Consider the following 14,543-nt stretch of genomic DNA (forward strand, 5'->3'; position numbering starts at 1 on the left):
CATGGCGAGGTTGGTCGACAGCTCGCCGTGAGCCCTCACCTTGGGCCGCTCGATCTCAAACTCCGGCAAGGGCGCAAACGGCGCCGCGGCCCTTTTCACGATCTCCCGAATCCTGTCCTTCATTGTGTCTTCTTCTCCACGGGCATTCCCAAGGTTTCCGCCGTCTTTCCGTCCGTGACGACGAGGACCTTCAGGCCCTCCGGGTGCAGGTACTGCTTGGCCACGCGGAGCACGTCTTCGGGGGTCACGGCGGCGATCCCCTTCTGGAAACGGACAAGATAGTCATCGGGGTAGCCCCAGAGACGGAACCGCGCCTGCTCCCTGACCTGGGCGAACCGCGTCTCAAAGTCGAAGACGAGGCCCCGCAAGATCGCCCGCTTCGCCGCCGACGTCTCCTCCGGCGTCACGCCGCCGTCTTGGGCCAAGGCGGTGACCATTTCCTTCATCTTATGGATGACCCAACCGGTGTTCTCCAAGGCCGTTTGCGCGACCGTCCGGAAGATCCCCAAGTCCCGGCCGAAGCCGAAGTCGCTCCAGACGCCGTAGGCCTTGCCGGCGGTGGAGCGGATCTCCTCACCCATCCGGGACGTGAGCGAACCGCTGCCTCCCAGGATGAAATTCATGACGATCAAGGCGAACTTGTCGGGATTGTCCCGCTTCGCGCCCAGATGGCCCATCACGACGGTCGATTGAGTCAGATCCGGACGCGGCAGCGCCGCGGACGCGGCCAGGTACGCGGGCGTCACCGGCGGAATCCCAGGCAAGGGTTCGGCGGCCTTCTGCCAGCCCTCCGTCCGGCCGCGGATTTTTTCCACGATCTCCTTTTCCGAAACGTCGCCCGACACGGCGATGAGGATGCGGTCGGGCTTGAGCGCGGCCTGGCAGAAGGCAACGACGTCGTCGCGCGTGACGGCGCCGATGGATTCCACGGTCGCCTTCCGGCCCCACGGGCTCGCGGACCCGTAGATCATGCCCGGGAACTCCCGGTAAGCGAGATGCAGGGGGTCTTCTTCGTCGCGGAGGATCGCGTCCTTCATCCGCTCCTTCACGATGCCGAAACGCGCGGCGTCCAGTGCGGGTTTCCGCAGGAGATCAAAGAGAATGTCCAGGCCCAGATCGACATCCTTGGTCAGGAGGCTCAAGGACGCGGAGAGGTATTCGGAGCTCGCGCCCATCTCCAAGGAGGCGCCGACGAACTCCAGGTCCTCCTCGATCGACGCGGGGTCGCGCCCCTCCGCCCCGCCCAGACGCGCCGCCTGCATGGCGAGAGACGCCAAGCCCTCGCGCCCGGGGGGATCGTAGACCGACCCGCCGCGGACGCTGAGCTGCATCTGCAGCGTCGGAAACTCGGGGTCTTCCAGGACCATGACCTCGATGCCGTTGGGGAGAACCGTCAGCGAGGGCTTCAAGGGCACGAAGAACCCGTCGCTCGAGGGCTTGCCGGCGCAACCCAGGGCGGCAACGATCAGGATGAAAGTCAAAAAGTGTTTCATGGTTTCCGCCTCTCGGCTCCAACCATTCCCTCGACCACCCATTCTGGGTACCCGGTCTCGGTCATGGTTCGAGCACCCCGACGGTGCGGTTTCCAGGCTGGAGGTATTTTTGGGCGACGCGGCGGACGTCCTCCGGGCCGAAACGGCCGATTTTTTCGAGGTACTCGGCCAGGTACCGCCAATTGCCGGCGACCGTCTCGAAGTACGTGAGCTGCGAGGCGAGCCCCTCGTTCGTCTTCAGCTGCCAGAGCAGGTCGACGGTCAGCCGGTTCTTGGCCTTCGTCAGCTCGCGCTCGGTGACGCCCTCGGTCCTGATCTTTTCGATCTCCTCATCCAAGGCCTTGATCACGTCGCCGGACGTCCCGTCGTTCAACGGGCTCACCTCGATCATGAAGAGATTCGGGAGGCGCGAACCGGGAATGCCCGTCGATGTGGAGACCGACGCCGCGAGCCTCTTCTCCAGCACCAGGCTGCGGTAGAAGCGCGACGACCGGCCGTCACCCAGGATCTGGTCGATCAGGTCGAAGACAAAGTCGTCGTCGTCGGGGAGCGTGGGTTTGCGGTAGCCGATCAGGATCCGCGGCCGGGCCTGAAGTTTAAGGCTCACCCTTCTTTCCTTTTCCTGGAGGACGACCGCGGCGGCGGGCCTCGTCTCCGGAGGCTGGGCGTTTCCATTGAACGTCACGCGGCCGAACGTCTCCTCCAGGATTTTCTTGACCTCGCCCGGGTCGAAGCGCCCGACGATCGCGCCGCTCATGTTTTCCGGCCGGTAGAATTTTTCAAAAAAGGCCCTGAGGTCCCCCGCCGTGAGTCCCAAGACGTCCTGGGCCGAACCGATCGTGGGCGAGTGATAAGGTCCCTCGGGAAACGCCGTCTGGATGAAGGCCTCGTAGAGACGGCCGTCCGGATCATTGTCCACGCGGAGCCGCCGCTCCTCCAGGACGACGTCTTTTTCCTCGTAGAATTCCCGAAAGACGGGTTTGAAGATGCGCTCCGACTCGATCTCCGCCCAGAAGCGGATCTTGTCCGACGGGAGTGAGACGTAATAGGTCGTCATGTCCTTGGAGGTGGTCGCGTTGTAGTCGGAGCCTCCGTTCTCGAGCATCATCTTGGCGAGCTGCTCTTTTTCCAGGAGCGGGACGAGTTTGTCGTGAAGCCCCTTGAGATCCTCCCGAAGGGTCCGGATCTTGGCGGCATCGGACTTGCCTCCCTTCCGGTATTCAGCGGCGAGCGCCTCGCCCGTCTTTTCGATCTCATTCAGGATCGGTTTTTCCTTTGCGTAGTCCTTGGTGCCGAGCCGTTCGGTCCCCTTGAAGGCCATGTGCTCCAAAAAGTGCGCGAGGCCCGTCTTGCCGGCCTCTTCGTCCAGTCCTCCGGCCTTGAAGCGGATCGTGGCGGTGAAGATCGGGGCCTCGCCGCGCGGATAGAGAAGGAACTTAAGCCCGTTGGCGAGTTTGACTTCCTGGACGCGGTCCGCCCAGGCCTGCAGGGCGGCCTTTTCGCCAGCGGATCGCGCGGGGAACGGAACGAGAACGGCGAGCAACACGGCGAGAATTCTTATTTTCCGCACCGCAACTCCTTGCCACCCCGAAACTTGGCAATGCAAACGATTTCTTTCCCCGAAACGACCGTGATCGACGCCGCGACCGAACTCCCGTCGGGTTCATAGGCGACGCGCACCGAGTGGCGTCCGGGCGAAAGCGGGAGGCGCCGGACGGGCGTCTCGCGGCCGCGACCTCCGTCGACCCTCACCGTCCCCCACGGCACGGCCTGGACGCTGAGATAGCCCTTCGCCTGCACCGGCAAAGCGACGATGGGTGGGCGTTCGAAATCGGAAGCCGAGGGCGGCGGACCGGCGGGCCGCGTCTCGGGCAAGACCATGGCCGTCTTTTCCGGGGATGGAAGCGCCTGCATCGTCTCGGAACGGGTCTCGGGCGGCGCCACAGGATCCTTGCGGGTCATTCTCAGCCAGAGCCCGACGGCCAAGTAGAGGGCGATCGACGCGACGATCAAGACCGCAACCGGACGTCCTTTCCTGACGGGCGACCGGTCCATGACCCTCTCGTCCGCGCTCTGATCCTCCAAGAGCAGACGGGTCTGCGACCCTTCCACGAGGGTCTCTCCGCCCACCGTCTGAGTTTCTTCCAAGAACAGTTCAGTCTCCTGGGTGAGGAGGCGCGTCGGATCCGCATCCGGCAATGGAATTGACTTCTCGTCCGCAAAAATCGTCCGGAGCCACTCGGTCAGGCGTTCCCGCTCCATTTTCAATCCCGCCGTACGGGCGTAAGCGGCCAGCGCATCGCGAAAGACGGCCGCCGTGGCATGGCGTTCCTTCGGATCACGTTCGAGGGCCTTGAAGAGAATCGTCAGGAGGGGTCGGGGGATCCGTTCCAAGGCGCGGGACGACGGCGTCACCTCCGCGTGGCGGACGCGGTCGAGGGTCTCGATATCGGAGCCCCGGTAAAACAGCCTTTCCCCCGTCAGCGCCTCATAAAAAACGATCGCCGAGGAAAAGAGATCGCTTCGTCCGTCGATCCTTCCCTTTTCTTCGGGCGTCGCCTGTTCCGGCGACATGTAGGCGAACTTCCCCTTGAGAACGCCCGTCGCCGTCTCGTGAGTCTTGGAGGCCGCGCGGGCGATTCCGAAATCCGCGATTTTGACGGTCCCTTCCTCCGAGATCAGGATGTTCTGAGGGGATATGTCTCGATGAATGACGTTGAATTTGTGGGCATAGGCGAGTCCCTCCAAGATCTGCGTGAAAATATAAAGACAGACGTCTTCCGGAAGGTTCGTCTTTTTGGCGGCCGCCGCCTGCATGAGACGCCGCAAGTCCCAGCCCCGGACGTACTCCATGGAGATGGTGTAGAGGTCCCCGTCCCGGGAGAGCTCGTAGACTTGAACGATGTTGGGATGATTCAGACGGACGGCGATCTTCGCCTCGTCGATGAGCATCGCGACAAAATCGCGGTGCCGGGACCACTGCGGCAGGATGCGCTTGAGGACGACCTCCTTCTCGAAACCCGCGGCCCCGACCAGCCTGGCCAGAAATATTTCCGCCATCCCGCCGGTGGCGAGACGGCGGATCAGGATGTATCGGCCAACCGTTTCCATAAAGAAGGACCCAGAACTATCAGAGTCAGAGGGTCCGGACAAGGCCGGCGGTGAACCCTATTTATAACAAATTATGCATAATTATATTTTTCTATTTACAACATTCTATTAATTGATTAGAAGTTTTAACCATTGGTATTGTCTCTTTCTTGGCATCTTTCCGGGGGAGGAAACATGCAAGACGTCGAAGACATCAGGAAAGAAGAACGGGCCTTGAGGGCCCTCTGCATCGAGATCGCCAAGGGCGACATCGGCGGTGACCGCTTCAACCAGCTCCTCATCGAAGCGGGCGTCCATCTGGACGACGTCGAGTGGGACTTCGCCAACCGCCTCCTCGGCCGGTCGGACCGGCTTCTCGCCTTCTCATCCGACGGGGCGATCGCCGTCCAGTAGGTGGGGCGACTACAAGATCGGCGCAGCAGCACCGTAGTTGTGTCGGCCCTACTTGATTTTCCAAAAATTCCCGACTAGCTTGCGTCGCCATGTCCCTGGTGAACACGGCGGCCGCGAATCTTACATCGTCCTCTCCCCTTCGAGACTCCACCGCCCTTCAAAGGGCCGTCGCGCTCCTGATCAACCATCAGACCCAGGAAGGCTATTGGTGGTACACCCTGGAGGCCAACGAAGCGATCGGCGCGGGTGTCATTCAGATGATGCATTTCATCGGAGACGTGGACAAGGACACCGAGGAGGGGCTCGTCCGCCGCATGCTCTCACAGCAGCTGGAAAACGGGTCTTGGAGTCTCTTCAAGAACGGCCCCAGCGATCTCTCGACGACGATCGAATGCTATTTCGCGTTGAGGTTGGCGGGGCGGCCCGTCGATCACCCCGTCCTTGTGAAGGCGCGGTCCTTCATTATCGCCAATGGCGGGCTCACGAAGATGCGTGTCTTTTCGCGCTTCCATTTGGCCCTCTTCGGACTGATTCCCTGGAGCGCCTGTCCCTCCATGCCGGCCTGGCTCATGCTCCTGCCGCCCTCCTTGGGCGTCTCCATCTACGAATTTTCCACCTGGGCGCGCGCTTCGATCGTGCCTCTGCTCCTGATCGGCGCCGTCAAGCCGGTCCGCCCCCTGCCCTTTTCGTTGGACGAGCTCTATAGCGAGACCCGGGAAATGCGTCTGGTCGAGGGATCAAAGGTCTTCCGGTTTCCGAAGCCCGGAAAGACCTGGAGCCTCGAGAATTTTTTCCTGACATGCGACAGGCTCCTGAAATTCACCGAAAAACTGCCGTTTCACCCCGGAAAACAACGGGCCTTGCGAAAGGCGGAACAGTGGACGCGCGATCATATCGCGCGCACGGAGGACATCTACCCCGCGATGGCGTACGGCATCCTCGCCCTCTCCGCCCTTGGTTATCCCAATAGTGACCCAACAATTCAAAAGGCCCTTAATGGCCTTGAAAAGTTTCGATACCGATATAGGGGAGGCAGGCGCGAGGAACCGGCTTTGCCGGGCCTCGCGACGTCGGAAGGGGGCGAAGCCCCCTCCGAGTATGTGCATCAACAATGCTGTATCTCCCCGAATTGGGACACCCCCTGGGCGGCCGTGGCCCTGCTGGATGCCGGCGTGCCCGGCGATCATCCCTCCATCCTCAAGGCGGCCCGCTACATGATCTCCAAGGAGGTGAAGGATTTCCGCGGCGACTGGGCGGTCAAGAATCCCAGGGGCCCCGCCGGGGGCTGCTGGTCCTTCGAGTTCGAGAACGACTTTTTTCCCGACGTCGACGATACGATCGAGGCGCTCCATCTCTTGAAACGGTGCGGGCTTCCGAAGGAAGAAAAGGAAGGTCCGACCGCCCGCGGGCTCGCCTGGCTGCTGTCCATGCAATGCGACAACGGGGGATGGGCGGCCTTCGACAAGAATAACGTCTCCAACTGGGTGAACGAAATCCCCTTCTCGGATCACGGGGCCTGTTTGGATCCGCCGACCCCCGACATCACCGGCCGCATGATCGAGCTCCTGGCGGGTTTCGGTTACAAGGCATCGGACATGACCGTCCAAAAAGCCCTCTCGTTTCTTCAGAAAACCCAGGAACCGAGCGGGGCCTGGAGGGGTCGCTGGGGGGTCAACTTCATCTACGGAACTTGGTGCGTCCTGCAGGGGTACGCGGCCATCGGTCGTGACCTGCGCGCGTCGGATGTCCGCAAGGCGGTGAGGTGGCTGGAATCCGTTCAGAACAAGGACGGCGGCTGGGGGGAATCGTGCCTGTCGGACGCCCGCAATACCTACGTCCCCCTGGCCCGTTCCACGGCCTCACAGACGTCCTGGGCGGTGATGGCCCTGCTCGCAGCCGGGGAACGCGATTCGATCTCGGTGCATCGTGGGATTCAGTGGCTCACGTCGCGGCAGACGGCCGAGGGGGGCTGGGACGAAGCGGAGTTCACCGGCACCGGATTTCCGGGGCATTTCTACATCCGCTATCACGGCTACCGTTATTATTTTCCGACCCTGGCGTTGGGGAAGTACCTTCGCGGAAGCGGCCCCGCTTCCCTCTAGACCTTCCGGATCTTGAGCTTCTTCACCGTAAATTTGCTCTGATCGCGCGGCGACTCGCGGGGAGCGAGCGTCACCGTGGCCTGGACCTCCAGCTTCATGCCGGCCAAGGCCTTTTGGATCTCGTCGTGAAGGTTGACGCGCTCGAGAAAACGCTTGAGCTCGAAGGCCAGCACCTTGGTGATCTCCTCCTTGCCTTTGGACGCCTGCCGGGAAATGTAATCGCGCGCCTGGCGGGTGAGCTGGATGTCGGAGAGGGCCTGCCTCAGGCCGCTTTCGGTCATGAGGGCGGCGCCGACGCCCGTGGTGAGTATCTTTCGAAGCGTTCCCAATCGATGCCCCTCTAAGACAGGCTCTCCGCCCGCTCCTTGAACCGTTTCATCATCGTGGGAAGATTGTGTCCCACCAGCTTGTTGGTGATCATTGAAGGGACAAAAAGGCCGAAATCGACGGCGATATTGTAGGTCACCTTGGTCTGCCCCTTCTTCAACTCCTCAAAGGTCCACTCGCCCTGGTTGTCCTTGAAGAGATCGCCCTTGACGAAGGTCCAGGTGACCTTCTTGTGCGGGACCAGCGAAAATGCCAGGGAGTAATGGATGGTCTTGATGACCGAGATCTCGAAGTCTGCCTGGAGATTCTTGCCCTTCTTGGCCACCACGGCCTTCTTCACGTCGGGCAGGAACTCGGGATAGCTCTCGAAGTCCGTGACGACCTCGTAGATCGTCTTCGCCGGTACGTCCATGACGATTGATGTAGAAGCTCCAGGCATGTTTCTTGTCCCCCCTTCAATCCCGCTTCCCGCGGGACAGCGCTGGCTACGGCTCGTAAAGGTTGCTAGTACGTTGGTTTCTTGGCGAAATGATGAACCGACGTGATGCGCCGGATCGTCCCGCTGCGCGCCCGCATCACCACCGAGTGCGTCTCGGCACCGCCGCCGAAGAAACGCGTCCCCTTAAGAAAATCCCCGTTGGTGACCCCGGTCGCGGCAAACATGACGTCCTGGCCGCTGGCCAGGTCCTCGAGTCCGTAGACCCGGTTTATGTCCACGATGCCCATCTTCTCGGCGCGCTCGATCTCGTCCTGATTGCGGGGCTTCAGCACCCCTTGCATATCGCCGCCGAGGCAGCGGATGCCGGCAGCCGCGATGACGCCCTCGGGAGCCCCGCCGACGCCCATGAGGACGTCGATGCCGCTCTCCTTCCAGCAGGTGGCGATGGCTGCGGAGACGTCTCCGTCGGGAATCAGCCGGATCCGGGCCCCCGATGCGCGGCACTCGTTGATCAGGCCCTCGTGGCGGGGCCTCTCCAAAATGATGACCGTCAGGTCCGGGACCTCGCACTCCTTGGCCTTGGCGATCTCCTTCAAATTCCAGGTGGGGCCTTTCGTGATGTCGATCACACCCTTGGCCAGGGGGCCGACGGCGATCTTGTCCATGTAGGTGTCGGGCGCGTGCAGGAATTTTCCGGATTCGGCGATCGCGATGACCGCGAGGGCGTTGGGTTCGCCCTTGGCGGTGAGCGTCGTGCCTTCCAGGGGATCCAAGGCAATGTCCGCCTTGGGACCGTTGCCGGTCCCCACCTTCTCGCCGATATAGAGCATGGGGGCCTCGTCCCTCTCCCCCTCGCCGATGACGACGGTCCCCTCGAACTGGATGGAGTTGAGCGTCCGGCGCATGGCGTCAACGGCCGCCTGGTCCGCAGCGTGGTTGTCGCCGCGCCCCATGAGACGCGCCGCGGCCAGCGCCGCCGCTTCCGTGACCCTCACCATTTCAAGAGCCAGGTTTCTGTCCATTAGAAGCGGGGGGTGATACTGCTCTCCCCCCGAGCCCCCCATCTGTTAATCCGTGATTTCATCGCTCTCTCCAGAGGCTAAGCCTCTTGCGTTCGCTTTCCTGGGATGATTGATCATCTCTTTCAGCTCTTTGCCTGCCTTGAAGAAGGGCACCTTCCGGACGCCCAGGGACACCTTCGAGCCGGACTTGGGATTGCGCCCCTGACGCGGCTCGCGCACGCGGACCTCGAAGGTCCCGAACCCCCTCAGTTCGATCCGGTCGCCGTCTCCCAGGGCCTTGATCATGCTCTCAAAGACCGTGTCGACAATGAGGCTCATGTCTTTTTGGGAAATGTGGGACGCTTGGTTGATGAGTTGTTGAACCAATTGGCTCTTAGTCATGGCCACTCTTCCCCTCCTGTCTCTAATAATCGAAACGAAATTTTTCCAACATCAGGGACGCCGCGCGGTCGAACACGCGGTCGACGGCGCCCTCCACGAGATACTTGAGAAAATCCTCGGACTCCTTCTCCGGGTAGTAGGGTTCCGGCTCTTCCTTCAGCCCCGCCAGTTCCGCGGCGACCTTCACCGCCCGGTCCAAGGATCCCAGCTCGTCCACGAGCTTGAGCTTCAAGGCCTCTTCGCCCGTGAAGACGCGGCCGTCGGCCAAGGCATCCACGTCCCCCGCCGCAATCCCCCGGTTTTCCGCCACGGCCGTCTTGAACTGCGCGTGCATGGCCTTGAGGATCCCCTCCAGGTACTCCCGCTCCTCCGGCGTCATGGGCCGGGTGGGCGAGCCCACGTCCTTCAAGGCCCCGCTCTTGAGCGTCACCGCCTTGAGGCGCGCCCAGCCCAGGAGATCCTCCACGTTCATGAGGTCCATCCGGACGCCGATGCTCCCCGTGATCGTCCCGGCGTTGGAGACGATGCGGCTGGCCGGCGCGGCGATGTAATAGCCACCCGACGCGGCCACCGTGCCCATCGAGACCACCACGGGCTTGGCGTCCTTGACCGATTTCACCGCCTCGAAAATCTCCTGGGAAGCCGCCACGCTGCCCCCGGGGGAGTCCACTCGGAGGACGACGGCCTTGGCGTGGTCGTCCTTTTTCAGGTCGCGGAGCTCCTCCGTCACGGGTTTCGCGTCGAAGATCCCGCCCAGGACCTCAACGACGGCGATATTGCCTTTCTCGTGCTTGTGGGCCCTCCCGAACAAGGAGAAAACGGACCCCAGAAAAAAGAAGAAGGAGGCGCCCAGAAGCAGAAAGGCGCTGAGCGTCACATACACCCACTTACGATCAGCCACTTACGCCCCCTTCTTACCCGCTTCGGCGCCTTCGAGGACCAAACCGACGTTGATGCGGCGTTCCTTCTCATCCACCGAATGGACGATGGCCTCCACCGGCTGATCGAGGGAGAAATGCTGCGGCAGGTTCTCCTGCATCTCCTCGGGAAGCTCGGACTTTCCGACGAAGCCCTCGATGCCCGGCTCCATCTCCACCGCCATGCCCTTGTCGCCCACCCAGACGATCTTGCCCTTGTGGCGCGAAGCGATGCCGTACTCGCGTTCAATGCGGGGCCAAGGGTCCTCTCCGGTCTGCTTGACGCCCAGCGAGATCCGCTCGGCCTCGGCGTCGATGGACAGGACGACCGCCTCCACCTCGGACTTTTTCGGAAAGAGCACGCCCAAGGGGCGCGCGGGGCGCACCCAGGACACGTCGGAGATATGGACCAGCCCGTCCACGTCTTCAGTGAGTCCCACGAAGAGACCGAAATCGGTGACGTTCTTGACCGGACCGCGGATGCGCGTGCCGACCGGGAATTTTTCGTTGATGATGTCCCAGGGATTCGGATTGACCTGCTTCATGCCGAGGGAGATGCGACGGGCGACGACGTCGACGTCCAGGATCACGCACTCGACCTTGTCGCCCACGTTCACCACCTTGGAGGGGTGCTTGATCTTGCGGCTCCAAGACATCTCCGAGATGTGCACGAGACCTTCGATGCCCTGCTCCAGCTCCACGAAGGCGCCGTAATCGGCCAGGCTGACGACCTTGCCCGTCACGCGCACGCCCGTGTAGTACTTTTCCGGGACCTTCTCCCAGGGATCGGCCGCGAGCTGCTTGAGTCCCAGGGAAATCTTTCCGGATTCCGGATCGATCTTGAGAACCTTGACCTTGATGTCCTGCCCCACCTGCAGGATCTCCGTCGGATGACCGATGCGGCCCCAGGTCATGTCCGTGATGTGCAGGAGCCCGTCCACGCCCACCAAGTCCACGAAGGCGCCGTAGTCGGTGATGTTCTTGACCGTGCCCGAAACCGTCTGTCCCTCCGCCAGGTTCTGCAGGATCTCCTGGCGCGCGACGTCGCGGTCCTTCTCCATGAGGGAGCGTCGGGAGACGATGATGTTGCCCTTGCGCTTGTTGAGCTTGAGGATCTTGAAGCGGAACCGCCGGCCGATCAGCTTGTCCAGATTGGTCGGCGGGCGGACGTCGATCTGCGAGGCCGGCAGGAAGGCCTTCACGCCGATGTCGACGGAGAGACCGCCCTTCACCTTGTTCAGGATGACGCCCTCGATGGCCCCGTCCTGCTCCACGACCTCCTGCAACCGGTCCCAGATCTTGAGGGCATCGGCCTTTTCCTTGGAAAGGACGGCCAGGCCGTCCTCGCATTCGGCGCTCTCCAAATAGACTTCGACCTCGTCGCCCACCTTGACGCCGACCTCGTTGCCCGGTCCGGCGAACTCGGAGAGAGGCACCGTGCCTTCGGATTTGAAGCCGAAGTCGACGATGACCGAGTCGTGCGTGATGTCGATGACCTTGCCTTTGACGATCTCGCCTTCCATGATGAGCTCGCTCTTGCCCACGTAGCTCTTCTCGAGAAGGGAGGCGAAATCCTCTTCGGCCGTTCCGACTCCTGAGGTCGGGGTTTTGGTTCTGGGTTCAGTGTCCATACGGTTGGGTTATTCCTCCAAGAAAATGAATTTCTGCGTCGCCGCAGGGGGTCGGAATTAGTCGGATCGCCCTGGATTGTCAAAGGAAAACTACTGAGTTTCCGATATTTTAGCCCCTACTTTCCTCATCAGGGCCGTGAAGTTCGGAAAGGACGTGGCGACGCAGTCCGTTTCCCGGATTCGCGTCGTTCCGGGCGCGATCGAACCCAGAACGGCGAGTGACATCGCGATGCGGTGGTCCCCGTAGCTGTTGCCTTCCGCCGCCTTGAGGGTCCCTCGCGAGCCCGTCACCTCCAGGCCGTCCTTGCGCTCCTTCACGGAAACGCCGAAGCGGGGAAGCTCCGCCGCGAGGGCCGCGATGCGATCGGTTTCCTTGACGCGCAGCTCCCCGGCGTCACGGATGACGGTCCTTCCCTCCGCCGCGGCTGCGGCAACGGACAGGATGGGGATTTCATCGATGAGACGGGGGATGAGGCCGCCTCCGATCGTCACCGCTTTCAGCCGCGAAGGCCTCGCCTCCAGGTCCCCCACCGTCTCCCCGCAGACGGTCTTCTTGCGGAGGACGCGGATCCGGCCCCCCATTTTTTTAAGAATCTCCAGGGCCCCGACCCGGGTCGGGTTCAAGCCGATATTCCGCACGACCAGGCGCCCCTTCCCCGCACCGATCAGCCCCAGCACGAGAAAGAACGCGGCGGAGGAAAAGTCCCCCGGTACAAAGACCTGCTGGGCCTTCAGCCTCTCCACCGGCTCGACCGTAACGGTCAGCCCCTTCACCTTCACCCGCGCCCCGAAGGCCTTGAGCATCCTCTCCGTGTGGTCGCGGCTTTTCAAGGGTTCCGTCACGGACACCTTCCTGCCCGCCATCAAGCCCGCGAGCAGAAGCGCGCTCTTCACCTGGGCGGAGGCCATCGGGATCTTGAACGCCCCCCCCCGAATTCCGCCCCCGCGGACCTCGATCAGCCGGATATTTTCCCCCAAGGTCGAACGGGTCTCCGTCATTTCGAAGATCGTCGCGCCCATGGACCTCAGGGGGTCGATCACGCGGCCCATCGGACGGGCGTTCAAGGAGGCGTCGCCGGTGAGCGTCGCCGTCACGCCGGAGCCCGCCAAGAGCCCCAACATCAGACGCATCGTCGTCCCCGAATTGCCGCAATCGAGGATGGCCTCGGGTGACCTGAGGCCGCCCAATCCCTTTCCGGCGATCTCCCAGACCCTGCCCTTTTTCCGGATGACGATCCCCATGTTTCGGAACGAGGCCACCGTGGCGAGCACGTCCTCGCCTTCCAAGAGGTTGTGGACACGGGTCGTCCCATGGGCGATCGCCCCGAAGAGGACGGACCGGTGCGAGATGGATTTGTCGCCGGGAAGATCGATCCTGCCTCGGAACGACGCGGAGGGACGGACGACGTAGTCGCTCATGGAATCCTCAGCCTCTCTGCTTGCGATCGCGAAAGGTACCGGGCGAGCCCCGCGGCGTCGCGCCGCGCGATCAAGCGCCGCAAAGCGCCGACTTCCTTCATCCAACCCTCCAGGGCCGAGAGCACGGCGTTCCGATTCTCCAGCAAGATGTCCCGCCACATCATAGGCTCACTCGCCGCCACGCGCGTCGCGCTCCGAAAGCTGCCCAGCCCCGCAAAGAGATCCTTCGAGAGGCCGGCCAAGGGGGCGCCAGCGACAAAGTTGACGAGGGTATAGGCCAGAACATGCGGCAGATGGCTGACGGAGGCCAAGAGGCGGTCGTGGGCCGCCGGCGTCATGATCTCCACGCTCGCCCCGAGACGGGTCCACAGACGGCGGACGAGGGCCACGTCCTTTTTGGACGAAAGGCCCCGTGGAGTCATGAGACAGACCTTGCCGCGGAACAGATCCTTCTCCGCGCCCTTCGCCCCGGGAATTTCCGTCCCCGCGATGGGGTGACACCCCACGAAACGAAGGCGCCTCTTCGACGCCTCGGCGACGATCGCGGCCTTTGTGCTTCCCACGTCAACGATCAACGGTCCCTTGGGCATTCTTTTGAGGAGGTCGCGGATCGTGCGGACAGGGGTGGCCAAGACGATAAGATCATCCCGTTGTAGGGGCATGGCGCGCCATGCCCGTACGAGAACGCCCCGATGAATCGCGTGTCTTCGGACCGCCTCCCGCAAATTACGCGGGTTCCTGCCGACGCCGACGACCTCCTTCGCCAATTTCTTGGCGACAAGATTCATCCCCAGTGACGCCCCCATTTGCCCGACCCCGATGATGACGGCTTTACGGAACATAGGTGGAATGGGCGAATACAAGATTCGCCCCTAAGACGTCGCCTTGGGATACGATCCCAGAAGTTTCAAGAACAGACACTTCTTGTCGAGCCCGCGGATCGCGTCGCGCACCTTCCGCTCCTCGGAATGCCCGTCCATGTCCAGGAAGAAGATGTACTCCCACGCCTTCTTCTTGAGCGGGCGAGATTCGATCTTGGTCAAGTTGATCCCGTTTCTGTAAAACGGCTCGAGCATCCGGTAGAGCACCCCCACCTCGTCCTTGACCGAGAAGAGGACGGAGGTCTTGTCGTTCCCCGAACGGGGCGGCGACTTGCGCCCGATGACGACGAAGCGGGTCCTGTTGTTCGGATTGTCCTCGATGTTGCGCCGGAGGATCTTGAGCCCGTAAACTTCCGCCGCGTGCTCGCCCGCGATGCCCGCCGCGTCCGGCTCCTCCGCCGCCCTCTCCGCCGCGCGCGCCGTATTC

General features: G+C 62.4%; 14 protein-coding genes. 2 read left to right on the forward strand and 12 right to left on the reverse strand.

What is annotated here, in order from left to right; all coding sequences use genetic code 11:
* Window positions 1–119: 119 nt before the first annotated feature.
* The 3 genes from VLJ37_12955 to VLJ37_12965 all read right to left on the reverse strand — a co-directional run bounded on the left by VLJ37_12955 (window position 120) and on the right by VLJ37_12965 (window position 4,604).
* Window positions 120–1,493 carry a pitrilysin family protein gene (locus tag VLJ37_12955; GenBank protein HSA60581.1) on the reverse strand — a complete coding sequence of 458 codons (1,374 nt, stop codon included), beginning with the start codon at window positions 1,491–1,493 and terminating at the stop codon, window positions 120–122.
* 61 nt (window positions 1,494–1,554) lie between these two features.
* A complete protein-coding gene (locus VLJ37_12960; protein ID HSA60582.1) occupies window positions 1,555–3,063 on the reverse strand; it encodes a pitrilysin family protein in 1,509 nt (502 codons plus the stop codon).
* A complete protein-coding gene (locus tag VLJ37_12965; GenBank protein ID HSA60583.1) occupies window positions 3,051–4,604 on the reverse strand; it encodes a serine/threonine-protein kinase in 1,554 nt (517 codons plus the stop codon). Before VLJ37_12965 ends, VLJ37_12960 begins: the two co-directional genes overlap by 13 nt.
* Before the next feature lie 174 nt (window positions 4,605–4,778).
* Between VLJ37_12965 and VLJ37_12970 the strand changes: the two genes are divergently transcribed.
* Window positions 4,779–4,997 (forward strand): hypothetical protein, encoded by a 219-nt coding sequence (locus VLJ37_12970; protein HSA60584.1) that lies wholly within the window; start codon window positions 4,779–4,781, stop codon window positions 4,995–4,997.
* Between the two features lie 89 nt (window positions 4,998–5,086).
* Window positions 5,087–7,099: a terpene cyclase/mutase family protein gene (locus VLJ37_12975; GenBank protein ID HSA60585.1), complete on the forward strand. Its 2,013-nt coding sequence runs from the start codon at window positions 5,087–5,089 to the stop codon at window positions 7,097–7,099.
* Here VLJ37_12975 and VLJ37_12980 read toward each other — a convergent pair.
* From VLJ37_12980 to VLJ37_13020, 9 genes are all read right to left on the reverse strand, one after another.
* Entirely contained in the window at window positions 7,096–7,428 is a 333-nt protein-coding gene (locus VLJ37_12980) for a hypothetical protein (protein HSA60586.1), read from the reverse strand. The two genes, VLJ37_12975 and VLJ37_12980, sit on opposite strands and share 4 nt — an antisense overlap.
* A gap of 11 nt (window positions 7,429–7,439) precedes the next feature.
* Window positions 7,440–7,865, reverse strand: coding sequence for an SRPBCC family protein (locus VLJ37_12985; GenBank protein HSA60587.1), 426 nt, complete (start codon window positions 7,863–7,865; stop codon window positions 7,440–7,442).
* A gap of 65 nt (window positions 7,866–7,930) precedes the next feature.
* Window positions 7,931–8,887 (reverse strand): class II fructose-bisphosphatase, encoded by a 957-nt coding sequence (gene glpX / locus VLJ37_12990; GenBank protein HSA60588.1) that lies wholly within the window; start codon window positions 8,885–8,887, stop codon window positions 7,931–7,933.
* A gap of 45 nt (window positions 8,888–8,932) precedes the next feature.
* Window positions 8,933–9,268: an integration host factor subunit beta gene (locus tag VLJ37_12995; protein ID HSA60589.1), complete on the reverse strand. Its 336-nt coding sequence runs from the start codon at window positions 9,266–9,268 to the stop codon at window positions 8,933–8,935.
* 22 nt (window positions 9,269–9,290) lie between these two features.
* Window positions 9,291–10,169: a signal peptide peptidase SppA gene (gene sppA / locus VLJ37_13000; protein HSA60590.1), complete on the reverse strand. Its 879-nt coding sequence runs from the start codon at window positions 10,167–10,169 to the stop codon at window positions 9,291–9,293.
* Complete coding sequence (locus tag VLJ37_13005) at window positions 10,170–11,816, reverse strand: 30S ribosomal protein S1 (GenBank protein ID HSA60591.1); 1,647 nt, start codon at window positions 11,814–11,816, stop codon at window positions 10,170–10,172.
* A gap of 90 nt (window positions 11,817–11,906) precedes the next feature.
* Entirely contained in the window at window positions 11,907–13,235 is a 1,329-nt protein-coding gene (gene aroA, locus VLJ37_13010) for a 3-phosphoshikimate 1-carboxyvinyltransferase (GenBank protein ID HSA60592.1), read from the reverse strand.
* Window positions 13,232–14,077, reverse strand: a complete 846-nt coding sequence (locus tag VLJ37_13015) for a prephenate dehydrogenase (protein HSA60593.1) — start codon at window positions 14,075–14,077, stop codon at window positions 13,232–13,234. The genes aroA and VLJ37_13015 overlap by 4 nt, the downstream gene beginning before the upstream one ends.
* A gap of 30 nt (window positions 14,078–14,107) precedes the next feature.
* The coding region (locus VLJ37_13020; protein HSA60594.1) for a prephenate dehydratase domain-containing protein at window positions 14,108–14,543 on the reverse strand (436 nt) is incomplete at its 5' end.

Source organism: bacterium, from assembly GCA_035454885.1.
GTDB lineage: Bacteria > UBA10199 > UBA10199 > JACPAL01.